The following is a 25,178-nucleotide window of genomic DNA, read 5'->3' as shown; positions in this document are numbered from 1 at the left end:
GTTATCCGCTCTCTACCGGATCCATATCGACGACGAATTTGATCTGGCTCTGTCGGTATTGTCCCTCCATCCTCTCGACTGACTCTCGGAGCCGGCGTGCTAGCATACCAGGATCGGTCCCCTTCACGAGGAGCCGACGGTGATGTTGTCCTCGAGATCGTCTTCCTAGCGTCGGTACCGGTCCTAGCACAACAATATGCTCCTCCACAGCGGTCTGTTCTTGAAGGGCAGCGCCCCAACGGGTGGCGGCCTCTTCGACGAGGGTGGTGTTGTGTCCAGTGACCGTGAGATCGGCTATGTGGCACAGTGGTGGATAATTGAGAAGCCGACGGGCGGCGAATTCCTCGTCATAGAACTGACGGGGGTTTCGAGATAAGAGAGCCTGTACGGCGTGGTGGGAAGAGAGACGGGTCTGCAAGATGACTCGCCCTCCGTCGGATGCCGGGTATGCCAAGCTTGCCGCATCGACCAGGTGGTGGTATGTCCGCTCCGCAGCTCGGAAATCTGAGATGTGCAATTCAGAATCCGCCTGAAGGATCCCGACCACGTGGTGTTGTGGGAGTGGCTCCCGAGTGAAGAGTGCTTGCGTCCCTATCAAAATATCGCAGGATCCCGATTGGGCACGTTCCCACAGTACGCGAGCAGTAGCTGGACGACGGAGCGTATCACTGTCGAGGCGTACAATCGAGGCATGGGGAAACAAACGATGCGTCTCAGCCTCGACTTGTTCGGTCCCTTCTCCAAGGGGACTCATTGCGGGTGCGTGACAGAGAGAACAGACATCAGGCACCTTTTCCGCGACTCCGCAGTACCGGCAGGTAAGGCCGTCGGCTTTTCGATAGTAGGGGAGTGCGACTGCACAGGAAGGGCAGCGAGGTACCCAGCCACAGTCTCGACAGATCAGTGTTCTGGCATATCCTCTCCGATTGAGGAACAGCAGGATCCTTTTTTTGCATGCGAGTGCTTCGCGCATCGTGGAACGGAGGGCCTGGCTCAGGAGGGTTCCTCCCGATTCCTTCGTGAGATCAACCAGCTCAATCTTGGGCTGGAGGGTCACGTCCTGCTCAACGTGATGCACTTCAGCTTCGGTATCAAAATGCGATTCCAGAGAGGGGTGTGCCGATGCAAGGATCACCACTGCGCAATCCTCCTTCGCCCGTAGGCAAGCCACGTCTCTCGCATGATATCGAGGCTCTTGGGGTTCTTTGAGGGCTGAGTCCTCTTCTCCTTCAACCCAGATGAGTCCGACTGCATCAAGCTGAGCAAAGACAGCCGAACGGGTTCCTACGAGAACAGACGGAGTCAGCCTTTGATGATGATCCTGTCGTTGAGGCGAGCTGGATGATTGGGCAAAGACAATCTGAAGTCCGGTGAGTGGTGCGAGTACGTGTGTCAACCATCGCGCTCTTGCTATTTCTCCGCATACCACGATCGTCGATCTGTTGTGTGAATGCACCTGACGAATGGCGTCAACAAGGCAAGCGATGCGGTGTTGCCATGGGGCGTGGAGAACGATTTTCTTCGTAAGGTGAGCCTGAAAATTCTGATGGAGACGAGTGCACCAGCTAGGGTCTACTTCGGAGAGTTGAGCGGTGTCGATTACTGCATGAGGCAGTGTTTGTTGTCCCTCTGGCTCAGTCAGGGGGTGAGGGTGTCGCGCGCGAGCCTGACTACGCTCTGTGTTCGGTGGTGCAAGCTTGACCCACGAACGTTCGATCAGCGGGTCGATCGCTCGCACGGCATGACCACGTAGGGTTGGCTGAAGCGTGGATGACAAGATCCCAGAAGCGCGGTGGGCAATTCGTTGTAGTGTCGGTCGCAGGGAATCGGGGCAGGTACCGGTTGCCAGCGCCGTGCGGCCTAGTTCCGTGGCTAGATAGCGTATGGGGCGGACGGGTGTTGGTGGACAGAGTAATCGAAGACATTGGCCCCAGGGGGCCACATAATATTGTGCAATCTTGCGAGATAGTTCAAGCCGGGCGGGAGAGATCTTCGAATTGTGCTGATGTTCGACCAGAGAAAAAATTAGTTTGAGGGATGCTGGCGGTACCTCGGGTGCGAGATTGGAGCTGATGGAAATCACAACTCCCTCTAGGACGGATCGACCAAATGGTACCTTGACGAGGCTGCCGATCTGAATACGGTCTGTGATAGATGAGGGAATGAGATAGGTGAATGTTTTTGCAATGTGACGCGGAACGAGTACATCCGCAAACAGTGTCTCTGTTTGCGGCCGCGAGGCCGAAGCATCTTGGAGAGCCATGCTGCATTCTAACAGTATGGAATTATGAAGGACACCGGGTGTCTTGCCAGGTCAGAGCAGGACGGTGTAATCGCTCGCCAGCGTGATCCATCCTTGTTCCTTACTACCCCTTCGAGAAGATTCTATTCCGTCGATGTTCCTCCTCCTGGCTGGTACTGAGACATATCCGGTTTATTCGACTCCATTGGAGTGGAAGAACTGCTGGCATCGGGAGTACTGGTATGGCTGGCAGATCTAGTCTGGGAAGTCTGTGCGGAGTCGTCTACAGGCAACGTTCCGGGGGTGACAGGGTTTCCGGCATCCAAAGCAGGTGATGGGGTGCTTGGTTGATCGTTATTTCCGCGCGCGTTTAAATTGGGAGAATTAGTGCTCAGCGTGTGCACCGGAGGCGGCTCTTCAGAGGCATCGGCTTCGGTGGTGTACAGAACGATCTCCACACGGCGATTTTTCTTGCGACCATCTTCCATCTCATTCGACGCAGTTGGTTTGCTGTCCCCAAGGGGTAACGCAGTGATTCTGACTGAGTCGACTCCGCCTTTTTCGACAAGATAGCGGAGAACACCGTTTGCGCGGACCTTGGACAATTCCCAATTGCTCGGATAACGGGCCTTGAGCGAAGGGCCGATTTCGACATTATCTGTATGGCCTTCAATGCGAATCAGTCGGGTGTCGCCACTGGTACGCAGATAGTCAATGAACTGATCAAGCACGGCATAATTCTCGGGCTTGATGGCAGCATCCCCAGATTCATACCGCAAGAAATTAGCCAGCTCGCCAAGATTGAGGCGACTTTGTCCGGAGGCATCGTGTGCTTTTAGCTTGCTGCTGACCAGATCCGAAGCGGGTGTAGTAGGGGCTGGACTGGTCGGTTCCGCAGATCCCTGCGCAAGTGCTACGACAGGGTGAGTAGAGAGCTCAGGACCTCCGACGAACTTGAACCGATCTCCCTTCATAACACGGGTATTTGCTTTCAGGACTTTGGCAACGGCTGTGTGGGGTTCCGTAGATAGGACTTTGAGTTGCCCGATCTTACGGGGCGGCAACCCTGCGCTATGCCGCTGAATATCAAGGAGATCTCCTGTTTTCAGCCCATCCTCTCTCCCCCGATCGATGTACACAACATTGGATTGTGAAACCAACGTCATTGCACGGTCGGCCTGAAGCTCAATAATCATACCTTCAAGGTCGGAAACGTTCATCGGAGAGCTGGTCGTGGCATCCGGGGTTGGCTCATTAAATCGCGCGACAGGGTCTCCGGGGGCAACTGGTCCATAATTCACCATGATTTCCGCCGTTGTGAGGGCGTGATCAGCAGATATCACTCTCACGACTGCTGAGCGATTAATCACAAACCCAAGGTATTCTCGAGTGACGGGATGGAAGACCTTTCGTACCCGTCGATACACAGTAAAGAGATCTCCTATTGCCACATCAGCAGGGTTGTCCAGTTTGAGATATAATGAGTCTCCTTTTCCTAAGAGCATTCGATTCCCTGATGATTGATTGTCACCGGTGATCAAGTTCACGGTTCCATCGATTGGAGACGTTTTTTCGATCATCCCACTGGCGAAGGTAAGTCCTCTGTCCAGTATTCGAACGGAGTCGAGATTCGAGACTTGGGCGAGTGCTTGATGAAGGGAGAGACCCATTCCCGAACACAGCACCAAGAGGAGGAAGATCGTGATTTTCATAGACGGCGTCCTTAATTAGAGCGAAGGCTGCTTGAAAAACCATAGCAAACGACGCCGTCTTGTCAAGAATTTGAGCTGAATGTGCGAAGGGTTTGACCGCTATTTCTTTCAGATGGTAATGTGCTCGAAATACTGGTTCCGCGTGATTTCTCAAGGCACGTACTGAGAGGCGGTATGGATGCTGAGAAGCTGGCCGACGGACATCTCCCCGTTCTTGCGGAATTTCCTAGAAAGGCCCGCATCGAAACGCAGATTCATCGGCGACGCGGGGTCAAGGCGTTTTCTCCTATGATGTTAGAGTGGGAGCAGGCGAAGCCTGCTTCACCTGGCCAGTGTGCCGACCAGGAATAGCTGTGCATGACCAACTTTCTCCCATACTTGTGGCTCACGTAAGTCTCTAACCTCGCAACAGTCAAGCAAGTTCCTGTCATTCCTCTCCTAGCTAAGAGATGTAGGGCTTTCGGGTGAGTGAGACTTAGGTCCTTTGTTCTCTTGCTATCCAAAAGGACAGCACACTAAGATTTCACCCCTTGAGCCTGGAATAGTCTTTCAGGTCAATGCTTTGTAAGAGAAAATCACATGAGTGGAGCAGAGGTTCTTCTTGAATATCTGACGAAGTATTTCCCAATTTTTCTCTTTATCTTCGTAGGGTTAATTTTGGGAATGCTGACCTTGCTGGTCAGCTACTTTGTGCAGCCAAGGTACCCAGAGCCTGAAAAGTTATCCACCTATGAATGTGGATCTGAACCATTTTCTGACGCGCGAATGCCGTTCCCTGTCCGGTATTACATTTTCGCGATGTTGTTCGTCATCTTCGACATCGAGGTCATTTTTCTCTATCCCTGGGCAGTTGTGTTCACCAAAATAGGGATAGTCGGATTGGTCGAGATGTTGATCTTTATTGGGTTGTTTGTCGTGGCCTATGTGTATGCCTGGCGCAAGGGCGCTCTGGAGTGGGATTGAGGGCTGTATGGGACTGATCCAGTTGGGACGTCACGAGAAGGATGGGGTTCCGGATGTCATTACGGGATCGCTTGAAAAGGCCGTCAACTGGGCCAGAAAGGGTTCTCTTTGGCCAATGACCTTCGGGCTCGCCTGTTGTGCCATAGAAATGATGGCTGCTGTCTCGTCACGATATGATATGGATCGTTTTGGGGCGGGTGTGTTCCGTGGGTCGCCACGGCAATCTGATTTGATGATCGTGGCAGGCACTGTCTGTCGTCGGATGGCGCCGGTCATCCGAAAAATCTATGATCAGATGCCAGAGCCGAAGTACGTGATTGCGATGGGTTCCTGTGCCACGTCTGGGAATATTTACGATAGTTATCCTGTCGTACAGGGCGTCGACCGCTTTATTCCGGTTGATATTTATGTGCCCGGTTGTCCCCCAACCCCAGAGGCTCTCTTGGACGGTATCCTCAAGCTGCAAGAGCGTATCATGCAAAAGCGCGTGTTTGTGGCTCAGCCTGATCAGGTGAAGGCGAATTTGAAGGTCTAACGCACGGTCATGCATCCTCTCTTACTTCGGGTTCAGCACACGTTCTCGGTCGGCGTGGTCAGCGTCAGCGAATGGCGTGGTGATGTGGCTGTGACGGTTACTCGTGACAAGCTTCACGAGGTTGCCCAATTCCTACGCGATGATCCAGGGATGGATTTTGACTATATCGTTCATGTGAGCTCTGTGGATTGGCCGGATGATGAAGAGCGATTTGAGGTGGTTTGGGAGTTCTATTCGATTCGAAAACGCCAGCGGATCCGACTTAAAGTTCGGGTGCCCGAGTCAGATTGTGTGGTGGATTCTTTGACGGATCTCTGGAAGGGGGCGGACTTCATGGAGCGTGAAGTCTATGACATGATGGGGATCCGATTCCGGAACCATCCGGATCTTCGTCGCATTCTGATGCCGGATGACTATACTGAGGGGTATCCCTTGCGAAAAGACTTTCCGTTGCGTGGTAAAGGATGGCGAGACACGTTTGAATTTTTGGATGAAGTGCAGCGCTAGGGTTGAAGAGTCGCATGGCCTTTGAAGATCAAAGAACCACCGTCTACAAGGTGGATCCCGAACATCCGGAAAGCGAAACGCTTCCCACGCTGCGCACGGAGGAGCTCCTGCTTAACATGGGGCCCCAACACCCGAGCACGCATGGTGTGCTCAAGGTGATCTTAGAGTTGGAGGGGGAGCGGCTGGTGAAATCGACTCCGGTCATGGGTTATCTCCATCGCGGGGTTGAAAAGCTCGCAGAAGATGGGACCTACCACCAGTTCATTCCCCACACCGACCGACTGGACTATGTCTGCGCGATGTACAACAACTTTGCCTATTGTCGCGCCGTTGAAAAACTCCTGAATCTACAAGTGCCGGAGCGGGCAGAGTACTTGCGGACGATCGTCGCGGAAGTTCAGCGCATCATCGGGCACCAATTTTGGCTAAGTGCTCAGGCGCTCGACATTGGTGCCATGACCGTCTTTTTCTACTGCTTTCGAGATCGTGAAATCTTGCTGGACTGGTTTGACGAACTGTGCGGAGCCCGTCTCACGACTAGCTGGTATCGAATCGGTGGAGTTGAGCGCGACTTGACCCCGTCGTTGATCGATAAGCTGAAACAGTTTCTCGACTATTTCCCACCGAAGATCGATGAATACCAGGTATTTCTTGAAAAAAATCGCATTTGGCTGGGACGTACTAAGGGGGTCGCCGTTATTTCTGCGGAAGATGCCGTTAATTTTGGGCTGAGCGGGCCTGTTCTGCGTGGGTCCGGCGTGGACTATGATCTGCGCAAGTATGAACCCTATAGTGCGTATCCGAAGTGTGAGTTCAGTGTGCCGGTGGGGAAAAATGGCGATACCTATGATCGGTACTGGATTCGGATCATGGAATTGTACGAGAGTGTCAAGATCATCCGACAATGTCTGGAGCAGATGCAGGAGGGGCCCATCATGGCTGATGCTCCGAGCGTGACGTTGCCTCCGAAGGAACGGGTGTTCACGAACCTGGAAGCGATGATCCAGCAATTCAAGCTGTTCTCGCAGGGGTTTGATGCTCCGCCGGGAGAAATCTACTGCGGCACAGAAGCCCACAAAGGAGAACTGGGTTTTCATATCGTCAGTACGGGTGGGGGTAAACCGTATCGATTGAAGATTCGTGCCCCATCCTTCATCCATATGGGTGCGTTCGATCATATGGCCAGAGGCTACATGATCTCTGATGCCTGCACGATTTTCGGGACCTACGACATTGTGATGGGCGAGTGCGACCGGTGAGTGTGAAGCGTGAGATGTGAAAAGTGAAAGGTAAAATCAGGATTTCATTTTACGGTTCACGTTTTCCCTTTCACGGAGACGAACAATGGGACTGAAGCCAGCGACGAATCCCGACGTTGAAGCCACAAGCATTGAGCTGAGCATTGACGGAAAAACCGTCACGGCGAAAGATGGTGTGTCGCTCTACGATGTCATCTCCATGACGGGGAAAGTCATCCCGGCGATGTGTTACCACTACACATTCGATCCATTCGGTTCTTGTGGGATGTGCCTGGTGATGCAAGAAGGGAAAAAGGCTCCTGTTCGATCTTGTACCGCGAAGGCGGCGGCGGGGATGGTGATTCGTACCGAAGGAGAAGATCTCTTTCTCGCCCGTAAGAAAGCCGTTGAGAAACATTTGTCCGTGCATCCTCTTGATTGTCCGGTGTGCGACGCAGACGGGCATTGTGAACTTCAAGATATGGCCTTTCAGCACGGCGTGACCAATCTTGCCAATGCCAAACAAAAGTTCATTCCTGAAGATACGCGGAGCCCGGTTCTTGACTTCAATATGAACCGGTGCATTGCGTGTGCCGAGTGCATCAATGTCTGCAAGGATGTTTTGATGATTGATGCCTTGCAGTTCATGAAGAAGGGGGGATTCAACCAGGTCGTCCCCAAAGGGGATCTTCCCCTCAATTGCGAATTCTGTGGCGATTGTTTGGCGATCTGTCCTGTCGGTGCGATCACCAACAAATTCTCCAAGTATTTGTATAAACCCTGGCAGATGAAAAAGACGACCACTACCTGCAATTATTGCGGTGATGGTTGCCAGATGTATTTGGAAACAAAAGACGAAGAAGTCATCCGTGTCACATCACCATTATCCTGGAAGAATAAGTGGGGTGATCGATCTGACACGGCTAAAGGGCACGGTGGGCTGTGTGTGCGGGGACGCTTTGGGTTTGAATCGTTGGACAGCCAAAGTCGGCTTGTACAACCGTTGGTTCGTGAAAGCGGGCGCTTGGTTGAAAAGCCATGGTTGGAGGCCATGCACACGCTCGTAGATCGATTCGTCGAAATCAAAGGGAAGTACGGTTCCGACTCCATTGCCGGCCTCGTGACAGCCCGGTGCACCAATGAAGAGTTGTATTTGTTCCAAAAACTCATGCGTACGGCGTTTGGAACCAACCAGCTTGATAGTAGCGCACGCTACGGCCATATGAATTTTGTGATGGCATCCAAACATGCCATCGGCCTGGGGAGGACCTCTGTTGATTGGGAGGATCTCACAAAGGCGAAGGCGATTATTGTGATCGGTTCCAACATTACTGAGACGAACCCGCTCACAGCTGTGCGCATTAAGGAAGCGGTGCGAGTGTACAGAGCCCAGGTGGTGACGTTCGACAGCGCCATTACGAATATGAGTAAGCTCGCCTCACATCCATTCTTGATCAAGCCAGGGACGGAAGGAGCGGTGATCGACGGTCTGGTGAAAGCGGCAATTGATCTGGATCTGGTAGATGAAGCGGTCGTGGGGAAACACCCCCAGGCGTTTGCGTCGCTGAAGAAGGCAGTGGCAAATCTGTCGATGGACCAATTGACGGCTCAGACTGGATTGGCCAGCGACGTTTTTGGAGAAATCGCCAGAATATTTGCTGAATCGCCACGCTCAATCATTCTGTGCGCGGAAGGAATTGTTCGACGGGCGAACGGCTATCAGAACGTGCTCAAGCTGATGGATCTCGCCTGGATTACCGGAAAGCTCGGACAGCCCGGGTGCGGTGTGAGTACGGTGACGGAAGAGCCTAATGAGCAAGGGGCTGTCGATATGGGTACGGCTTCTGAGTTCCTCCCAGGACAGGGTCGGTATGATGATCCAGAGGTGCGAGATCGTTTCGCCAAGGCCTGGGACACGGTGCTCCCTTCTCCGAGCTCGAGTGCGCACTTGATTGAAATCTTGAAGCGGTGTCGGACCGGACAGATCAAAGCCTTATATATCCTTGGGGAAAATCCACTGGCCACCCTTCCGGCCTCCATGGAAGTTCGCGCTGGACTAGAGCGGCTTGAATTATTGGTCGTCCAAGATCCATTCTTGACGGACACCGCGAAGCTAGCCCATTTTGTGCTTCCTGCCTGCACGTATGCAGAAAAGGACGGCACCTTTACGAATTTCGAGGGGCGAGTCCTTCGTGTTCGCCAAGCCATGGATCCGCGTGGCGAGAGCTTGCCCGATTGGCACATCATGACTGCACTGGCTAATGCTATGGGATGCCAATGGGACTATCAGTCTGCAAACGACATCCAAAGTGAGATCATGAAGCTGCTTCCTGGGTACTACAATCTTGGTCAACCCCGCAAGGGGTTGCCGACATCAGAGAGGTGCTTGTCCAAGGGCTATGCGACGGAGGTCATTGAGCGGTATCGGGTGATTCCAGAAAGTAAAACGCCGACCCGCCCGTTTGCACTGTTAATGGGACAGATACTGATGCATTCGGGGAAATTGTCAACTCAAGCGGCCGGTCTACTCACGATTGCTCCGAACAGTACGAAGCTGAGAATGAACGTGCGAGATCTGGAAGGGCTTGCACTGCAAGAGGGCGCGAAGGTGCGTGTGACGTCTGATCGTGGTTCTCTTCAGATTGCGGTACAGGCGGATCAGTCGGTTGCCCCTGGCACCTGCTTCTTCCCCGAGCATTTTAATGAGCCCCCAGTGAAAGATTTGATGACGGTCACCGTCGATGCGACGACAGGTGTCCCGTCATTCAAACAGATGTGGGTCAACGTTGAACCAGTCTGATGTGATGAAGGTGTCTGCTTGTGCATGACCAGGAGCCTACGATGAGTGTCACGGCTTTGACCAAAAAGATCCTTCATGCGGCCCTGTTCTATGAAATCTGGGACGCGATGAAAGTCACATTTCGGCATATGCTCCATCGACCGATGACTTTTCAATATCCGCGGGAGCATCGAACGATTCCGGATGCGCATCGAGGGGCACTTGGTTTGTTACGATACGATGACGGACGGGAACGGTGTGTCGGTTGTGATTTGTGCGAGGCTGCTTGCCCATCCCATTGCATCAAGGTGATCAGTGCTGAAGATGCCACACGGCCGCTTCAACGGTATGCCAGCGAATTCTACATTGATATTACCAAGTGTGTTTTCTGTGGGTACTGTGTCGAGGCCTGTCCCGTCAATGCGTTGGCCATGACCAAGATGTACGAATACTCGACTCATGATAAGCGGAGTCTCCTGTTCGATAAAAAGCGACTGTATGACATTGGCGAGCGGCATCTCGAGGACGGGAAGAAATATTTGTACGCCCACAATCAAGAAAAAAATGTCGAGGAAAGTCGCGAGTATCGCTACTATTTTCCGCAATCGGTCGCGAAATCGACGCAGTCAGCTCCGAAGCATCTGAGGTAGGCAAGCAACATGATTGTGGCATTTTTTGGATACTTCGCGTTGGTCAGTATGGCTGCCGGGGTCTTAACGGTCACTCTGCGCAACCCTGTCCATTGCGCATTATCATTGCTCGCATTACTCATGCATGTCTCCGGGCTGTTCATCCTCTTGAATGCCGAGTTTCTGTGGGCTGTCCAGGTCATTGTCTATGTCGGGGCTATCTTGGTGCTCTATCTCTTTGTACTGATGTTGATGAATCTCAAGACAGACGAGCGATATTTTCATTCGTCGGCTCCGTATTTTGCCGGGTTGTCAACGTTAGGGGCGTTCTACGTACTCTTTCTCCTTCTCCGGTCCCCGTTTGACGGGGCCAAGGGAGGTGCTTCTGCTGGGGCGGTCTTGCAAGAGGGCGATACCTACGCGGTTGGCATCAAGATGTTCAGTGACCATCTCTTGCAGTTTGAAATCGTGGGGATCTTTCTGCTTGGGGCAATCATCGGTGCCATCGTGTTGGCAAAAACTCCGAAAGCCTTGGAGGCTGGCCAGGATCATCGATGATACCGCTGTCCGCCTATGTCGCTGTCAGCGCGGTCCTGTTTATGACGGGACTACTGGGTGTCCTGATTCGTCGGAACTTTATCATCGTGCTCATGTCCGTCGAAGTGATGTTGAATGCGGCGAACATTAATCTGGTCGCCTTCTCGCATTATTTGGAATCGATGGCTGGGCAGCTTGTGGCGTTGTTTATTATTGCGATTGCCGCCGGGGAAGCGGCAATTGGGCTGGCCATCATCATTGTGGTCTTTCGAAGCAAGATTTCTACGAATGTGGACGAGATGAATCTTTTGAAGTGGTAACAGGATGTTGAGAGCGGCATCGCGTTCTGTCTTCAGTGCCCCATGCCCTCAAAACGACCCCCAGCCGATGCAGTAGGACCCGGCTTCATACGGCCTCCTGGCTTAGCTGAGCATCCTGAGAAAAACGTAGGACTGTGTGTCTGACGCAACCGATCTGCTGATCAAATTAATCCCTCTGTTTCCGTTGCTGGCGGTCATCGCGAACGGTGTCTTTGGCCGTCGGTACTCCCACGAAATGGCTCATCGTTTAGCCTGGGGGTCTGTCGGTCTGTCCTTCCTGTGTGCGCTCGCAGTGTTTGCGGATGTCCTACGGACCGGTGCATCGCATGAAGTCGTCGTCTATCGATGGATTTTTGGCGGCGATTTGGCGATCAACCTTGCGTACCTTGTTGATCCCCTGACCTGTGCCTGGTTACTGGTTGTGACAGGCGTGGGTTTTCTGATTCATGTCTATTCTGTCGGATATATGCATGGTGAAGATGGATTCACCCGCTTTTTCACTTACATGAATTTGTTCATGGTCTCCATGCTGCTGTTGGTCATGGGGAACAACTATCTGGTGTTGTTTATCGGTTGGGAGGGGGTGGGGCTTTGTTCGTATCTCCTGATCGGATACTACTACGACAAGGTCTCTGCTGCGAAAGCCGCATCCAAAGCCTTCGTTGTGAATCGAATCGGGGATGCCGGATTTCTCCTTGCCATCTTTCTGGTATTTGTGAACTTCAAGACGCTGGACTATACAAAGGTCTTTGCTCAGGTGGGACAGCTGTCTCCTGAGATGGCAACCGCTATTGCGCTGTGCCTGCTCGTCGGCGCAGTTGGGAAGTCTGCTCAGTTGCCGCTCCATACCTGGTTGCCCGATGCCATGGAAGGTCCAACACCAGTGAGCGCGCTCATCCACGCCGCAACAATGGTCACCGCCGGTGTCTACATGATCGTACGGAATCATGTCATTTTCGATCTCTCTCCGGTCGCGATGGAAGTCGTGGCGTTCGTGGGTGGAGGGACTGCGCTGTTTGCGGCGACGATCGGACTGGTGCAGACCGACATTAAGCGCGTCTTGGCCTATTCGACCGTGAGTCAGCTGGGCTATATGTTTCTGGGTTGCGGGATCGGCGCCTACACGGCCTCCGTGTTTCATGTCATGACGCACGCCTTCTTCAAAGCCTTGTTGTTTTTGTCCGCCGGCTCAGTCATCCATGCTCTGTCAGGGGAGCAGGATATTCAAAAGATGGGTGGCTTGAGTAAGCGTATTCCGTGGACCCATCGCCTCTTTCTGATCGGGACCATTGCGATCGCTGGCCTTCCTCCTCTCGCGGGGTTCTGGAGCAAGGATGAGATCATGGCCCATGCGTTCAACCATCATCACTATTTGCTCTATAGCCTGGCGGCAGCCGGTGCACTGATGACGTCTTTCTACATGTTTCGTTTGACCTATTTGACGTTCTATGGCTCCTCCAGGATGGATCATCATACCGAGGAGCATGTGCATGAATCTCCGATGGTAATGATCGCGCCCTTGATGGTCCTTGCATTTCTTTCTGGTGTCGGTGGGTTGGTATTGGGATTTCCGCCAGAACAGGGCTGGTTGCACGGTTTCTTGGCTCCGGTTGTGGGTGCTGCGGCTGAACATGAAGCCAGTGGGGGAATGACCGTTCTCCTGATGGGTGTGGCCATTGCCATTGCCTTGATGGGATGGGGACTTGCGCACTTCCTCTACGCAGTGAGCCCTATGACAGCTGATGGGTGGACTGAGAAGTTTTCCGGTCTCTATCGATTACTTTTGAATAAATACTACATTGACGAATTGTACGATCTTGTGTTCGTCGAGCCTCTGAAACGCCTCGGAATGATCTTGGACTGGTTTGATCGGACGATCATCGACGGGGTGGTACGAGGGGTGGGGCATCTCGCGGATTGGGGTGCCTCTGGATCGACCTGGGTCGAGAAGTATATCGTCTATGCGGGACTGAATATCATCGGATATGGAAACCACCTTGCTGCCCGAGAGGGGCGAAAAATGCAGAGCGGCATGGTGCATCATTATGCGGCGATTATTGTTGCGGGGCTTTTTCTTCTGGCCCTGGTCGTTCAACTTGTAGTTCAGATGTAGGTCGTAGCCGAACCCAACGGGTATCATGCTCGAAGAGCTTACCGCTGTCTTTCCAATTCTGTCGTGCATCCTCTTTCTGCCCGTTGCCGGGGCCATTGTTCTGTGGTTTGTGGACGACGAGGACATGGTCCGAAGCTCGACCCTTGCGATCGCTCTCGTGGAGCTGGCTCTGTCGGTTTTTATTCTCCTCCGGTTTGTGCCGGAATCGGCCGCGATGCAGTTCTCGGAGCGGATGCAATGGATTCCCGCATTGGGGATCAGCTATCACTTGGCGGTTGATGGGATCAGTGTCATGTTCGTCGGCCTGACGGCCTTTCTGACCGTCCTCGTTGTGGTCTATTCGTGGGACACGATCCGGCAGCAAGTCAAGCTGTACATGATGTGTCTGCTGGCACTCGAAACAACGACCATGGGGGTCTTTTTGTCGTTGGACCTGATCCTGTTCTTCGTGTTCTGGGAGCTGATGCTCATTCCGAGCTATTTCCTGATCAAGCTGTGGGGTGGGGGCGCTGACCGGCATTATGCCGCACTGAAGTTCGTCATTTATACGCTTCTCGGCAGCGTGTTTATGCTCGTGGGGATCGCGTTGCTGGACATTAATTACCACCAATGGGCGACTCTCCATCACAGCGATCATGCGTACTCGTTCGATCTGCTTGACCTTCTCACGGTCCCGATTCCCATCAGCCAACAGATCCTCATCTTTTGGTTATTGTTCCTCGGATTTGCGTTCAAGGCTCCGGTATTTCCATTTCACACCTGGTTGCCAGATGCGCTTCTAGAGGGGCCCATCGGGATGGCGGTTGTCCTGGCTGGCCTCAAGCTGGGGACCTTCGGCTTCATCCGGTTCAGCATCCCGCTGCTGCCGGATGCCTCGAAGAGTGGCCCCATCGTGTCGATCGTGGTCGGCCTGGGGCTCTGCGCGATTTTGTATGGGGCGTGGATGGCGTTGGTTCAAACGGATTTTAGGCGTTTACTGGCCTACAGCAGCGTCAGCCATCTTGGCTTTGTGGTGGTGGGGCTGTTTGCCCTGAATTATCAAGGCTTGCAAGGCAGCCTGCTGACGATGATTAACCTTGGGTTCAGCACGGCCGGCCTCTTCTTCATTGCTGGGTTTCTCTACTCCCGCCAACAGACGACACAATTGTCTGCTTTCGGGGGAATGGCAAAACAAGTGCCGCTGCTTGCGACGTTCTTTTTGATTATTGGACTGGCCTCAATTGGGCTCCCCGGCACCAACGGGTTTGTCGGCGAGTTTCTCATTCTGTTAGGCGCGTTTGAAGCCAAATGGTGGTATGGGTCGATTGCCGTACTCGGGGTGATTTTTGGTGCGGCCTATTTCCTCTGGTACTACGAGCGATCAATGCTGGGTCCCCTCGGCACCTCCGTTAAGAGCTCGATGAGTGACCTGCAACTTCGAGAGATGGTCATCGCGATGTCCCTGTCTATCATGATTCTCTGGATCGGACTCTATCCATCCCCCTTCTTGAGGATCATGAACGGATCAGTGCAAGCCGTGGTTGATCGTCTGCAGCACGAGAAGACTGCCGCACTCGACAACGGTATGACAGAAAGAAAGTAGTAGGTTTCGTAATGGGAGAGTACGCACTCCTCTATATTCTCTTCGCTCCGTTTGCAGGAGCGCTTGGGTTGATTTTTGTGTCCAACCGGCGGCCCACGCTCGTGCGGGGGATTGCTGCGAGCGCAGCGTTTGTCTCGCTGGTCGCCTCGCTCTATATCTTTTATGGGTACGATCCGGTCAAGGGTGGGTTTCAGTTTGTCCAAAAGTTTGGGTGGTCTAAACAATTGGGCATCGCGTTGTATCTGGGCGTTGACGGCATCGGCACCCCACTCGTGCTGGCCTCGTCCATTCTCTTGTTCGCCGGAATATTCGTCTCCTGGCACATCAAGGATCGGGCGAAGGAGTTCTATATCTGGTTGCTGATCTTGGCCGCAGCCACGATCGGCGTCTTCATGTCCCTCGACCTGTTTTTCTTGTACTTCTTCTATGAAATGTCCGTCATCCCGATGTACTTGCTGTTGGGCATGTGGGGAAGTCATACCAAAAAATATCTGGAGATGACCGATCCCGAAGGGATGAAGCTGAGAGATTCCGTCGGTTTTATTTTTAATTTTGGGTCGAACAGCAAAGAGTACGCCGCGATGAAGCTGGTCCTGTTTCTCTCCGCCTTTGCCGTAGCGGCTCTCATGGGGATCTTGCTCATCTATAAGTATTCAGGCCTGAACACCTTCGATATCTTGGTGCTTCGTGAGCAAGCCAACCTGATGAATATCCCGGTACTCGGGACGACGCTGGATAAGATTATTTGGGTCTTGGTGTTTTTTGGCTTTGCGTCGATCGCACCCTTATGGCCGTTACACTCGTGGTCCCCGGTCGGCCATGCGGCGGCACCCGCCGCGACGAGCATGCTGCACGCCGGTGTGCTCATGAAGCTTGGGCATTTTTCGATCATCCGTGTGGCGTTTGAGATCCTGCCTGAGACGACCCGGGAACTGATGCCGATTGCGGCGGTGTTGTGCATGTTCAGCATTGTCTACGGCGGCTTCGTCGCGTTTTACGCGAAAGATACGAAGTATGTGATCGGATACTCGAGTTCAAGCCATATGGGGTATGTGTTTCTCGGGATGGCGGCCTTGAATTACATCAGCCTGAGCGGCGCCGTCATCTATATGTTTGCGCACGCGATGGCCACCGGCATGTTGTTCGCGATGGCCGGATGGGTCTATGACCAAACGCATACTCGTGACATTCCATCGCTTGGCGGGCTCTCCAACAAAATGCCGTTCATTTCCGGCTGCTTTGTTGTGGGGTGCATGGCGTCGATCGGCATGCCCGGCACCGTGAATTTTGTGGCGGAAATCATGATCGTTGTCGGAAGTTGGAACAAGTACCCCCTTCAAGTTATTGTGGCCATGCTCGGCATTGTATTGACCCTCGCGTATCTCTTCAAAATGATGCGAGGGCTGTTCTATGGGCCGATGAATCAGAAATACAGCCACGCGCATGACGCGGTTGCCACGGTGGATCGATTGCCGCTCTTGATGATGATCACCATCAGCATTGGATTTGGTATTTTCCCCATGCATTTGTACGAGGTTGTCCGGTCCGGAGTGGACCCATTGGTTGCGAGAATTACGCAAGTGGTTCCTGTAGCCGAGAGCGGTGAAGGATTAGGGGTGAAAGGGGTGGTTGTCACGGAACACCCCTCTGTCCCAATGGTCTCAACCAAGCCCCTCCCTCAACCGACGACAGTCTCTGGAGGAGGACACGAATGAGTTTTGTGCTGAACCTGTCCTTCTCCGATTTGGTGCTCCTGTTACCGGAGATCTTCCTGACGTGCTGGCTCTGTGTGGTCATCACGGTCGATTTTGTCTCGCCCCGGTTACCGAAAGAACGACTTGCCTATCTGAGCGTCGGCGGGTTGCTGGTGACTCTCGGCTGTTTGGCGTGGTTTGACGTGAATCAGGTGTCTGGGACACTGTTCGGCGACATGTTTGTGCTTGATCGGATGGCGATCTTTTTCAAAATATTCATCCTGGGAGCCACAATCCTTGTCATTCTGGCGTCAATTGAGTATGTCGACCGGTTTACGCTTTTCCGTGGGGAATATTATGCCCTAGTCGTCATGTCGGCGCTTGGGATGATGTTTATGGCGTCAGCCAACGATCTGTTGTCGGTGTTCGTCAGCCTGGAGTTCTCAACACTCGGGTTTTATATCTTGGTGTCGTATCTACGGGATGATTTGGCCTCGAATGAAGCCGGTCTGAAGTTTTTCATCCTTGGTGTGTTCGCAGCGGGTCTCTTTGCTTATGGAATCAGTTTGGTGTACGGGGAAACCGGGAAGCTCGTGTTTTCGGAAATGGCTTCCGCACCCGCGACTCCAGGTTTGATCATCGGGTTTCTGCTGATCTTTGCCGCATTGGGATTTAAGATCGGTGCGGTTCCCTTCCATTCCTGGATTCCGGATACGTACCACGGCGCTCCAACGCCGGTCACCGCGTTCTTGTCCATTGCTCCGAAGGGTGCAGCTCTGGCGATCTTGCTCCGGATTTTCCTAGTGGCGTTGGGCTCGTTCAAGCCGACCTGGATCTATTTGCTCGTCGCCGTGTCAATTGTGTCCATGACCTACGGCAATATCGTGGCCATTGCACAACGAAATATTAAACGGCTCCTGGCCTATTCCGGTATTGCTCAAATCGGAAATGTGCTCATCGGTCTTGCCGCCGGAACCAAGATGGGAAATGACGCCATTCTCTTCTATCTCTTGGCGTACCTCTTCGCCAACATCGGGGCGTTTGCTGTCGTTATCGCCGTGAGTCAGGCCATCGGAAGAGATGAGATCGAAGACTACCGTGGATTGGGGCGCCGTTCACCATTTCTAGCCTTTTCGATGTTGTTGTTTCTCTTGTCCCTTGCGGGAGTTCCCCCGCTGGCGGGATTTATCGGCAAACTTTATATCTTTGTCGCCGCAATCAAAGAAGGGCTGTATACATTGATCACGGTGGGGCTGATCAATATCGTCATTTCCATGTACTACTACCTGATCGTCGTGAAGCAAATGTACATTAACGAGCCCATTGACCCGTCTCCCATTTCAATTTCAGGACCCATGAAGGCGGTAATCTATGTGGGGCTCGCTGGGACGTTGGTGATCGGAATCTATCCGCAACCATTTACCGATTGGGTGGTGGCTGCAACACTCATGTTTTCGAATTTCGTGACGCCTGCCGCCACGGCCACGCCCCCGAGCCTCTTGATCGGCAGTTAGTTTTCTGCTTTGTCTTCTGCATACTTCTGCTACAATTCAGTTTGAGACACGAATCTTCTCGTCTCTTCGTCGGGTATCCATAGCGTGATCGGTGTGTTTGGTGCAGCTCGTCCAGATCTATGGAATCAGCCACCAACCATCAGGCCCAAGCTACCCCTCTGCGCGGTGAAGTGGGCAAACTTCCAAGTGGCTCAATGCCAGCGACAGCTGCTTCCTCCGAACCTATCATCAAGTGGTTTCAAGCGCTGACGATCGAGCAACGGGTTCTGGCCGGGTTCAGTCTCGTGTTTGTCGGCATTCTCATCATTAGTGCGATCGCGTATCACAATATCAATGGTCTGCTCCGGAACAGTTGGCTCGATGGTCGGAGTCATGAGCTGATCCAACTGCTCAGCAGCATCGATGCTGCCATGGGTGAGGCTGAGGGGGCACACCGTCGATATCTCGTGACGGGTGAGCAGGCCTATCTCGAGGTGTATACACGGGTGATCGGCCAGAAACACACCTTCACGACGTTTCTCAATGAATTGACGCTGGATTCGCCAGAACAACAGCGGCGTGCTGACGAACTCAATCGGTTGATGGACCGTCAGGTGAATGTCGAGTCAAAGGCGATCACTCAAGTTAAGGAACGGGGTCTTCAATCCGTCAGGAAAATGGCATTGGAGGGAGCTGGGAGAGGCGAACTCGACGGGATTCATCAGGTGATTAATGAGATGGATGTGTATGAACGACAGGCAGTGAATCAACGGGTCATCGCATCTGCAGTCAGTACACGGCATACGATTATGCTGTTAGCCATCGGTGCCGTATTACAACTGGTGCTGCTGGCATCGGTGTACTATCTGATACGCCATGACGTGACCGAGCGGCGCCGTGTGGCTGGTGAGCTCCAGCGTCGCGGCGAGTTGCTTGAGGCTGCCAACAAGGAACTAGAGGCCTTTAGCTATTCGGTGTCGCATGATCTTCGCGCGCCATTGCGACACATTGACGGCTATGCCGCCCTGTTGCGGAAGGCGGTTGATCAATCGTTGAGTGAAAAGGCTGCGCGCTATTTACAAACGATTTCGGACGCAGCGAAGCAGATGGGACAGCTGATCGATGATCTGCTGGTGTTCTCTCGCATGGGGCGCCAAGAAATGTTGCAGGCGACTGTGAATCTGGATCAACTGATCCAGAGCATTCTGTCTGATCTGCGCCTTGACTTGCAGGGACGGCAAGTATCCTGGACAATTGCCCCACTGCCTGAGGTAAAAGGCGATCCCTCCATGCTCCGACAGGTCTTTATGAATTTGCTCACCAATGCACTGAAGTTTACGAGTGTCAAGACAACTGCCTCCATTGAGATCGGAGTGGAGCCTCTCAGTTCCGACGAAATCGTCTTGTATGTTCGCGACAACGGTGTAGGGTTCGATATGCAGTACGCTCCGAAACTGTTTGGGGTATTTCAGAGACTGCACCGAGCTGACGAATTTGAAGGAACAGGGATCGGACTTGCCAATGTTCGTCGGATCGTTCACCGTCATGGAGGGAGGGCGTGGGCCGACGGTGTGCCGGATAAGGGAGCAACCTTCTATGTTGCATTACCCAAGGGGAGACTCAACGATGACGTTAGCTAAGCCGATTGTGCTTGCTGAAGACAATCCACGAGATGCGGAACTTGCGATGGCTGCGATGGAGGAAGAGCATATATCCGATAAAGTTGTCCTGTGTCACGATGGTGCCGAGGTGTTGGACTATTTGTATTGTCGTGGACAATTCAAGACCCGGTTGCAAGGGAATCCCGCAGTTGTGTTCCTTGACCTCAAAATGCCGAAGGTCAATGGGCTTGAGGTTTTGCGCACCATCAAGGCCGATGACAAGTTGCGTGCGATTCCCGTGGTGATGTTAACGTCATCTCGAGAGGAGCGCGATTTGACTGAGAGTTATACGCTTGGTGCGAACGCCTATGTCGTGAAGCCCGTTGAGTTTCACCAGTTTCTGTCGGCGGTGAAAGAGTTAGGGGTATTTTGGGGTGTGATCAATGAACCGCCTCCGGAAAGAGCGTGATCCCATCGGTGATCCAGCCATGAAGATGCCGCTACGAATAGTCCATCTTGAACTCAATAGGGAAGACGGTGAACGTATCGGTACAATATTGACGAATGGTGGAATTGCTTGTGTCGTTCACCGCGTGGAGACACAACACGCATTGACTGCAGGGATCAGTGAGGATCGGGCTGATCTTATCTTGGCCGAGGGCAACACGCCCGGATGTGATGCGAACACGGCCTTTACTTTGGCGCAGAAGGTGGCTCCGCACGTGCCGTTCATTGTTGTGTCAGAATCCATCAACGAGACGCAGAGTACGGAACTCTTGTATCGTGGAGTGACGGATGTCATTTCAAAAGGTGCATTGGGACGCTTGATTCCTGCTGTGCGGCGGATCCTAAAGGAGCAACGAGAGCGGGGTGCACGAAGAGAAGCAGAGGAATCCGTCCTTCAGTACCAAGTACAATTGCGCCACATTCAAAAGTTGGAAGCCGTCGGTCGTTTGACCGGAGGACTGGCCCACGACTTTAATAATTTGCTGACGGTAATTCTGGGGCATAGTCAGGTGGTGCTCAACGAGATCGATGAGGTTCATCCACTGCGACCTCAAATCCAGGAAATGCACAAGGCTGGCGAGCGTGCAAGGGTGCTCATTCGCCAATTACTGATGTTTAGTCGAAAGCGACCGTCTGAGGAAAAGGTCATCAGCCTCAATGCCCTTCTTGATGATTTTGAACCCATGCTTCATCGAGTGATCGGGGAGGATATCCGATTGACTGTGACAGTATGTCAGGATGATCTTCGTATTAGGATGGCTCCTTCGTTGGTCGAGCAGGTCGTGATGAATCTTGTCGTGAACGCGAGAGATGCGATGCCGAAGGGGGGCAGGTTGACACTCGACTTGCAATCGACGCATCTTGACAGGCCCCCAGCGTATCGTGAGAAGGACCTATTACCCGGCGAGTATGTCAAGCTGTCCGTATCCGATACAGGTTGTGGGATGTCACCCGAAGTGCAAGCGCAGATGTTCAAACCGTTCTTTACGACAAAGGATGGAGAGAAAGGAACAGGACTGGGGTTATCCACCGTTTTTGACATCGTGACTCAGAATAGGGGTGGGTTAGACGTGACCACTACGATTGGTGAAGGGACACGCTTTGATGTGTACGTTCCTCGTGTCATGACGGAGATTGATGCATCAACTGCAGCGTGTTCAGTGGCGAAGCCGTTGAGAGGGCATGAAACGATTCTCTTGGTTGAAGATGACGAAACGGTGCGAGCATTGATTCGGGAAGAGCTTCGCAAGTTGGGATATCGAATCGTGGAGGCAAGAAACGGTATCGAAGCATGTCTCGTCGCCACTCCACATATGGGGAAACTCCAATTGTTGCTTAGCGATATCGTGATGCCTGGCATGAGTGGGATGGAGCTTGCTCGGCATCTTCGTGTCATCAAACCGGATCTGAAGATTCTCTTCATTTCAGGCTATGAAGACGATATCGGAATCGAGGCTGGTGATACAGAGGTTGCCTATCTGGAGAAACCCTTTACGACCGAATCCTTGGCAGGGACGATACGTCACCTTCTTGATCAGACACCAAAGGGTCAGATACGCCAAGGTTCACCGTCGGAGGTTCTGGAGGAACCCCAGACGTTCAGTCCATCCTGAAACCGACATGGTGTATCCGTTCCTGGCACGGTTGCATATGTGGTGGGTCCATGAACAGCAGCGGTCAGTGGCGATATAGTGTTGTGCGTTGGATCGGATTCGCGGTTACGACTCTGTTCGTGTTACCTGGAGTGTGTCTCGGTCAGCATATTTCCTGGGAACGCCTTTCCGAGGGCCTCATGGTTTCCGTCTGGAAGCCTATCCACTCCTGCCCCACAGTGCCAACCATGCTGGTAGTTGATCTAGATCCGGAGCGGACGAGATTCTCTGTTCACAATTATGCGCAAGAAGGATTCACGCAACCACCCAAGATTGGGGAGTGGCAACATCGAACCGGTCATCCTCTCGTGTTCAATGCAGGGCTATTTCGTGAAAATTTCACGTACCTCGGGCTTCTCTACCAATCTGGTCGTTCGGTGGGAAGTCGCCGGCATAGTTCGTGGAAAGGGTTGTTCGTGGCAGAACCGACTGCTATAGGTGTGAAGAAAGCGAGGGTGCTTGATTTGGCATCTGACACGTTTGATGAGCAGCGGCCCGTGTATGGAGAAGTGGCACAAGCCCTGATGCTGCTCGACCAATCCGGTAAGATCCGTGTCCGTGACTCAGGAAAGTATGCCTACCAGACGATCGTCGCCGAGACCGAACGGGGACATATTCTGGTCTTTAAAAGTCTAGGCGTGGTGCCGCTTTATGATATCGGCCGCTGCTTCAAGGAGACGCTCCCCACTATCCGTCGGGCCATGGCGATGGATGGAGGGTCATCGTCCGATCTACGCATTGTGGAATCACTGTGGGAGAAGGATCTACATAGTCAGGAAGGAGATTCATGGAAGAGTTTGTTCAGCGGCAGCACGAGTTTCCATATCCCGCTCCCCACCGTGATTGGGGTGAGTCCCAGATAATCTACTCCTGCTCATTCGCCATTGCCATCATGGTCTCTCTCCTGCTGGGAGGGTGTGCGGACGGAGCGAAGATTGTGCAGGACGATGATTTGGGCGGAGTTGTTATCTATCCGTTCAAGGAAGGACAGGGGCCAATGCTCTCGGCATTTAGGAAAGAGGGGTTGGACCTCATGAAAGAGAAATGTAAGAGCCGGTCTTACTCCATCGTGCGTGAGGGGGAAGCAAAAGGACGAACTAGGGTGGTGAGTCCGTTGGATGGAGCCCAAGAACTGGTCGAGGAGCGTCGCTGGGGGATTCAGTTTGAGTGCAAATGAACAGGCAAGAGGTAGGTATGAGTAAGGTCTACGAGTGCTTGGTCATCACGCCCATGAGATCTTGAATGGTTAAGAGGCTCGTCAGGTGAACCTTTTCCTTTTCTATGCGCGCTTTCCCGTCCTGTTCTTGGCGATCGACAATCACTAATGCATGATCGACCTGAAGTCCGGCCTCCCGTGCGACGCCGACTGCTTTCAGCAGTGATCCACCACTGGTGAGAACATCGTCCACGATTAATGCTCGGTCGCCATGGAGAATGCTGCCTTCGATCAATTTCCCTAACCCATGATCCTTGGCTTGTTTGCGGACGACGAACGTCCGCCACAGGTGGGATGGGGAGGCGGCACAGGCGAAATCAGAAATGGTCAAGGCGATGGGAATGGCTCCGAGCTCAAGACCGCCTAAACAGTCGAATTCGACATTGATGAGCGCATCATAGGCCAGCTGGGCAACGAGCCGACGAGCCTCCGGATGTGCCATGAGTGCCCGACAGTCGACATAGAATGGGCTGATCTCACCGGATGCGAGTTTGAAACCCTTCTCGCGATCCCATTTAAAGGATCCGGTGTCGTGGAATGATTGAGCCAGTTGTTGTCGAAGAGTCACGAAGAGGTCTCCCTATTCAGAGATGTAATCTGCGGCAGCATTGTACACCGACTCTCCAACTGCAGATAGATCTTTCTATGCAGTCCCCGGAATGGGGGCACCCATTCCGGGGAAAGTGATTGTGGTCATGCTTGGCATGAGTGCCGAGCCTCATTTCAGGTTGTACCCCAAGTTTCCTGTCCATCACGATCAAGAGGCTGGTGATGAGAGTGGGCTGCGAACACACCAGACGGGATAGGTGTAGACCTGAAGAAAGCTGAGTACGTTTCCGAGGAAAGCATCAACGTATTTGGCATAGGATGGCTGGCTCGCTTCGGGAACGACCGTCCAATAGGAAGTCGGCTGGATGTTTAGGAAGGGATGGTCTGGTGGGATATTGGGGATCGGAGAGTCCACAGCGGGTCCCACCAAGCTGCGCATTTCCGTTGGTGCCGGTAACCGCCAGCCTCTTTGGCCTCCAATCGTCCGCTTGGCACAGGTGACACGGGCTTCATTCCAGGTGACGGTTGCTGCTTGTGGTGCAATTTCCCATACAAGACCGGTGTCCTTGTCCAACACCGCTTCGTCATGGAAATCCGGCAAGATCAGGAAGCGTTCTGCTGAGGGATGTGCGTCCTGCCAGTTCTTAATAATATCCGCAATAAGTGCGTCCTTCTGAACAGTTGGTCCCGTAAGGAATTGTGAGCCCACCCAGCCAAGCCCAACGACGAGAATCACCAGGAGGAATCTTACAGCAGATTTTGGTAGCCTGGCACTCGTCTGATGATTGAGGGGATGTTCCAGAGCCATAGAGCATATGTTACGGCATGACGTGTGCGGGATCAACGATGACTCTTCGTGTCATGATTAATTTGGTTACCAATGGGATAAATCAAGGAAACGTGGGATCTCATGGTTGCTTACCCTGTTCTAGTGAATTCTTTTTTGACTAGGGGAAGAAGAATTGAAATGCCTGGGGTGAAATAACGAGACACTAACTTTTGGGGGATTGTTTTAGGCGGCGCGCAAGTCATTCGGCAATGGAGTTGGAGAGCGAATTTGCTACATAACATATTGTTTCTATTAATTAATCATAATGGCATCCGTACTGATGATAGTATTGAAATGATGTTCTCGATGAGTGTAAAATCCCAGCTAACTGAATAGGGGCTTGGTGGTTACATCAGTACTCGGCGGAGTAGTGCACGTTTAAAGTTTAGGGTGAAAATTTATTTCTGTGGAAGGAGGGACATATTATGGCAGCATCAAGCGAGCGGGGATATGATGTGTCGCAGTGGTACGATTCGAAGC

22 protein-coding genes are annotated in these 25,178 nt (G+C 52.8%); 18 read left to right on the top strand and 4 right to left on the bottom strand.

What is annotated here, in order from left to right; all coding sequences use genetic code 11:
* Position 1: 1 nt before the first annotated feature.
* Together priA and ACYX34_RS04140 are read right to left on the bottom strand one after the other, a co-directional pair.
* Positions 2–2,263, bottom strand: coding sequence for a replication restart helicase PriA (priA, locus tag ACYX34_RS04145; RefSeq protein WP_462075297.1), 2,262 nt, complete (start codon positions 2,261–2,263; stop codon positions 2–4).
* 122 nt (positions 2,264–2,385) lie between these two features.
* A complete protein-coding gene (locus ACYX34_RS04140; protein ID WP_462075296.1) occupies positions 2,386–3,954 on the bottom strand; it encodes an OmpA family protein in 1,569 nt (522 codons plus the stop codon).
* A 174-nt stretch (positions 3,955–4,128) separates the two neighbouring features.
* Between ACYX34_RS04140 and ACYX34_RS04135 the strand changes: the two genes are divergently transcribed.
* The 18 genes from ACYX34_RS04135 to ACYX34_RS04050 all read left to right on the top strand — a co-directional run bounded on the left by ACYX34_RS04135 (position 4,129) and on the right by ACYX34_RS04050 (position 23,281).
* Complete coding sequence (locus tag ACYX34_RS04135; RefSeq protein ID WP_462075295.1) at positions 4,129–4,305, top strand: hypothetical protein; 177 nt, start codon at positions 4,129–4,131, stop codon at positions 4,303–4,305.
* Between the two features lie 228 nt (positions 4,306–4,533).
* Entirely contained in the window at positions 4,534–4,917 is a 384-nt protein-coding gene (locus ACYX34_RS04130; RefSeq protein ID WP_462075294.1) for an NADH-quinone oxidoreductase subunit A, read from the top strand.
* A gap of 7 nt (positions 4,918–4,924) precedes the next feature.
* Positions 4,925–5,452 (top strand): NADH-quinone oxidoreductase subunit B, encoded by a 528-nt coding sequence (locus ACYX34_RS04125; RefSeq protein WP_086425807.1) that lies wholly within the window; start codon positions 4,925–4,927, stop codon positions 5,450–5,452.
* Between the two features lie 9 nt (positions 5,453–5,461).
* Complete coding sequence (locus ACYX34_RS04120; protein WP_462075293.1) at positions 5,462–5,959, top strand: NADH-quinone oxidoreductase subunit C; 498 nt, start codon at positions 5,462–5,464, stop codon at positions 5,957–5,959.
* Positions 5,960–6,075: 116 nt separating this feature from the next.
* Entirely contained in the window at positions 6,076–7,218 is a 1,143-nt protein-coding gene (nuoD, locus tag ACYX34_RS04115; RefSeq protein ID WP_462075376.1) for an NADH dehydrogenase (quinone) subunit D, read from the top strand.
* A gap of 85 nt (positions 7,219–7,303) precedes the next feature.
* On the top strand, positions 7,304–9,997 hold the full coding sequence (locus ACYX34_RS04110; RefSeq protein WP_462075292.1) for a molybdopterin-dependent oxidoreductase: 2,694 nt from the start codon (positions 7,304–7,306) through the stop codon (positions 9,995–9,997).
* 41 nt (positions 9,998–10,038) lie between these two features.
* The gene (nuoI, locus tag ACYX34_RS04105; protein ID WP_462075291.1) at positions 10,039–10,626 is read left to right on the top strand and encodes an NADH-quinone oxidoreductase subunit NuoI; all 588 of its coding nucleotides are present in this window, start codon (positions 10,039–10,041) and stop codon (positions 10,624–10,626) included.
* A 9-nt stretch (positions 10,627–10,635) separates the two neighbouring features.
* Positions 10,636–11,163: an NADH-quinone oxidoreductase subunit J family protein gene (locus ACYX34_RS04100; RefSeq protein ID WP_462075290.1), complete on the top strand. Its 528-nt coding sequence runs from the start codon at positions 10,636–10,638 to the stop codon at positions 11,161–11,163.
* Positions 11,160–11,462, top strand: coding sequence for an NADH-quinone oxidoreductase subunit NuoK (nuoK, locus tag ACYX34_RS04095; RefSeq protein ID WP_090744441.1), 303 nt, complete (start codon positions 11,160–11,162; stop codon positions 11,460–11,462). The genes ACYX34_RS04100 and nuoK overlap by 4 nt, the downstream gene beginning before the upstream one ends.
* A 136-nt stretch (positions 11,463–11,598) precedes the next feature.
* Positions 11,599–13,575, top strand: a complete 1,977-nt coding sequence (gene nuoL / locus ACYX34_RS04090) for an NADH-quinone oxidoreductase subunit L (protein ID WP_462075289.1) — start codon at positions 11,599–11,601, stop codon at positions 13,573–13,575.
* Positions 13,576–13,600: 25 nt separating this feature from the next.
* Complete coding sequence (locus tag ACYX34_RS04085; protein ID WP_462075288.1) at positions 13,601–15,157, top strand: complex I subunit 4 family protein; 1,557 nt, start codon at positions 13,601–13,603, stop codon at positions 15,155–15,157.
* Positions 15,158–15,168: 11 nt separating this feature from the next.
* Positions 15,169–16,872 (top strand): complex I subunit 4 family protein, encoded by a 1,704-nt coding sequence (locus ACYX34_RS04080; protein WP_462075287.1) that lies wholly within the window; start codon positions 15,169–15,171, stop codon positions 16,870–16,872.
* Positions 16,869–18,365 carry an NADH-quinone oxidoreductase subunit N gene (locus tag ACYX34_RS04075; RefSeq protein WP_462075286.1) on the top strand — a complete coding sequence of 499 codons (1,497 nt, stop codon included), beginning with the start codon at positions 16,869–16,871 and terminating at the stop codon, positions 18,363–18,365. The genes ACYX34_RS04080 and ACYX34_RS04075 overlap by 4 nt, the downstream gene beginning before the upstream one ends.
* A gap of 194 nt (positions 18,366–18,559) precedes the next feature.
* Positions 18,560–19,984 (top strand): sensor histidine kinase, encoded by a 1,425-nt coding sequence (locus ACYX34_RS04070; protein ID WP_462075285.1) that lies wholly within the window; start codon positions 18,560–18,562, stop codon positions 19,982–19,984.
* Positions 19,971–20,414 (top strand): response regulator, encoded by a 444-nt coding sequence (locus ACYX34_RS04065; protein WP_462075284.1) that lies wholly within the window; start codon positions 19,971–19,973, stop codon positions 20,412–20,414. Before ACYX34_RS04070 ends, ACYX34_RS04065 begins: the two co-directional genes overlap by 14 nt.
* Positions 20,389–22,065 carry a response regulator gene (locus ACYX34_RS04060; RefSeq protein WP_462075283.1) on the top strand — a complete coding sequence of 559 codons (1,677 nt, stop codon included), beginning with the start codon at positions 20,389–20,391 and terminating at the stop codon, positions 22,063–22,065. Before ACYX34_RS04065 ends, ACYX34_RS04060 begins: the two co-directional genes overlap by 26 nt.
* A 227-nt stretch (positions 22,066–22,292) precedes the next feature.
* Entirely contained in the window at positions 22,293–22,967 is a 675-nt protein-coding gene (locus tag ACYX34_RS04055; RefSeq protein WP_462075282.1) for a hypothetical protein, read from the top strand.
* On the top strand, positions 22,892–23,281 hold the full coding sequence (locus ACYX34_RS04050) for a hypothetical protein (RefSeq protein ID WP_462075281.1): 390 nt from the start codon (positions 22,892–22,894) through the stop codon (positions 23,279–23,281). The genes ACYX34_RS04055 and ACYX34_RS04050 overlap by 76 nt, the downstream gene beginning before the upstream one ends.
* Positions 23,282–23,309: 28 nt before the next feature.
* Here ACYX34_RS04050 and pyrE read toward each other — a convergent pair whose 3' ends face one another.
* Together pyrE and ACYX34_RS04040 are read right to left on the bottom strand one after the other, a co-directional pair.
* Positions 23,310–23,888: an orotate phosphoribosyltransferase gene (gene pyrE, locus ACYX34_RS04045; protein ID WP_462075280.1), complete on the bottom strand. Its 579-nt coding sequence runs from the start codon at positions 23,886–23,888 to the stop codon at positions 23,310–23,312.
* Between the two features lie 189 nt (positions 23,889–24,077).
* Positions 24,078–24,605 (bottom strand): Lcl C-terminal domain-containing protein, encoded by a 528-nt coding sequence (locus ACYX34_RS04040; protein WP_462075279.1) that lies wholly within the window; start codon positions 24,603–24,605, stop codon positions 24,078–24,080.
* Positions 24,606–25,178 lie beyond the last annotated feature (573 nt).

The sequence above is a fragment of the Nitrospira sp. CMX1 genome (assembly GCF_054902215.1).
This window is presented reverse-complemented; position numbering and strand designations above follow the sequence as displayed.

What these genes read in the sequence shown, in the direction of transcription:
- ACYX34_RS04050 (WP_462075281.1), top strand. Translation starts at nt 22,892, where the DNA reads ATGGAAGAGTTTGTTCAGCGGCAGCACGAGTTTCCATATCCCGCTCCC.
- ACYX34_RS04085 (WP_462075288.1), top strand. Translation starts at nt 13,601, where the DNA reads ATGCTCGAAGAGCTTACCGCTGTCTTTCCAATTCTGTCGTGCATCCTC.
- ACYX34_RS04065 (WP_462075284.1), top strand. Translation starts at nt 19,971, where the DNA reads ATGACGTTAGCTAAGCCGATTGTGCTTGCTGAAGACAATCCACGAGAT.
- ACYX34_RS04070 (WP_462075285.1), top strand. Translation starts at nt 18,560, where the DNA reads ATGCCAGCGACAGCTGCTTCCTCCGAACCTATCATCAAGTGGTTTCAA.
- ACYX34_RS04125 (WP_086425807.1), top strand. Translation starts at nt 4,925, where the DNA reads ATGGGACTGATCCAGTTGGGACGTCACGAGAAGGATGGGGTTCCGGAT.
- ACYX34_RS04130 (WP_462075294.1), top strand. Translation starts at nt 4,534, where the DNA reads ATGAGTGGAGCAGAGGTTCTTCTTGAATATCTGACGAAGTATTTCCCA.
- ACYX34_RS04135 (WP_462075295.1), top strand. Translation starts at nt 4,129, where the DNA reads ATGGATGCTGAGAAGCTGGCCGACGGACATCTCCCCGTTCTTGCGGAA.
- nuoI (WP_462075291.1), top strand. Translation starts at nt 10,039, where the DNA reads ATGAGTGTCACGGCTTTGACCAAAAAGATCCTTCATGCGGCCCTGTTC.
- ACYX34_RS04060 (WP_462075283.1), top strand. Translation starts at nt 20,389, where the DNA reads ATGAACCGCCTCCGGAAAGAGCGTGATCCCATCGGTGATCCAGCCATG.
- priA (WP_462075297.1), bottom strand. Translation starts at nt 2,263, where the DNA reads ATGGCTCTCCAAGATGCTTCGGCCTCGCGGCCGCAAACAGAGACACTG.
- ACYX34_RS04110 (WP_462075292.1), top strand. Translation starts at nt 7,304, where the DNA reads ATGGGACTGAAGCCAGCGACGAATCCCGACGTTGAAGCCACAAGCATT.
- ACYX34_RS04140 (WP_462075296.1), bottom strand. Translation starts at nt 3,954, where the DNA reads ATGAAAATCACGATCTTCCTCCTCTTGGTGCTGTGTTCGGGAATGGGT.
- ACYX34_RS04120 (WP_462075293.1), top strand. Translation starts at nt 5,462, where the DNA reads ATGCATCCTCTCTTACTTCGGGTTCAGCACACGTTCTCGGTCGGCGTG.
- ACYX34_RS04100 (WP_462075290.1), top strand. Translation starts at nt 10,636, where the DNA reads ATGATTGTGGCATTTTTTGGATACTTCGCGTTGGTCAGTATGGCTGCC.
- nuoD (WP_462075376.1), top strand. Translation starts at nt 6,076, where the DNA reads ATGGGGCCCCAACACCCGAGCACGCATGGTGTGCTCAAGGTGATCTTA.
- ACYX34_RS04055 (WP_462075282.1), top strand. Translation starts at nt 22,293, where the DNA reads ATGCTGGTAGTTGATCTAGATCCGGAGCGGACGAGATTCTCTGTTCAC.
- ACYX34_RS04080 (WP_462075287.1), top strand. Translation starts at nt 15,169, where the DNA reads ATGGGAGAGTACGCACTCCTCTATATTCTCTTCGCTCCGTTTGCAGGA.
- ACYX34_RS04075 (WP_462075286.1), top strand. Translation starts at nt 16,869, where the DNA reads ATGAGTTTTGTGCTGAACCTGTCCTTCTCCGATTTGGTGCTCCTGTTA.
- nuoK (WP_090744441.1), top strand. Translation starts at nt 11,160, where the DNA reads ATGATACCGCTGTCCGCCTATGTCGCTGTCAGCGCGGTCCTGTTTATG.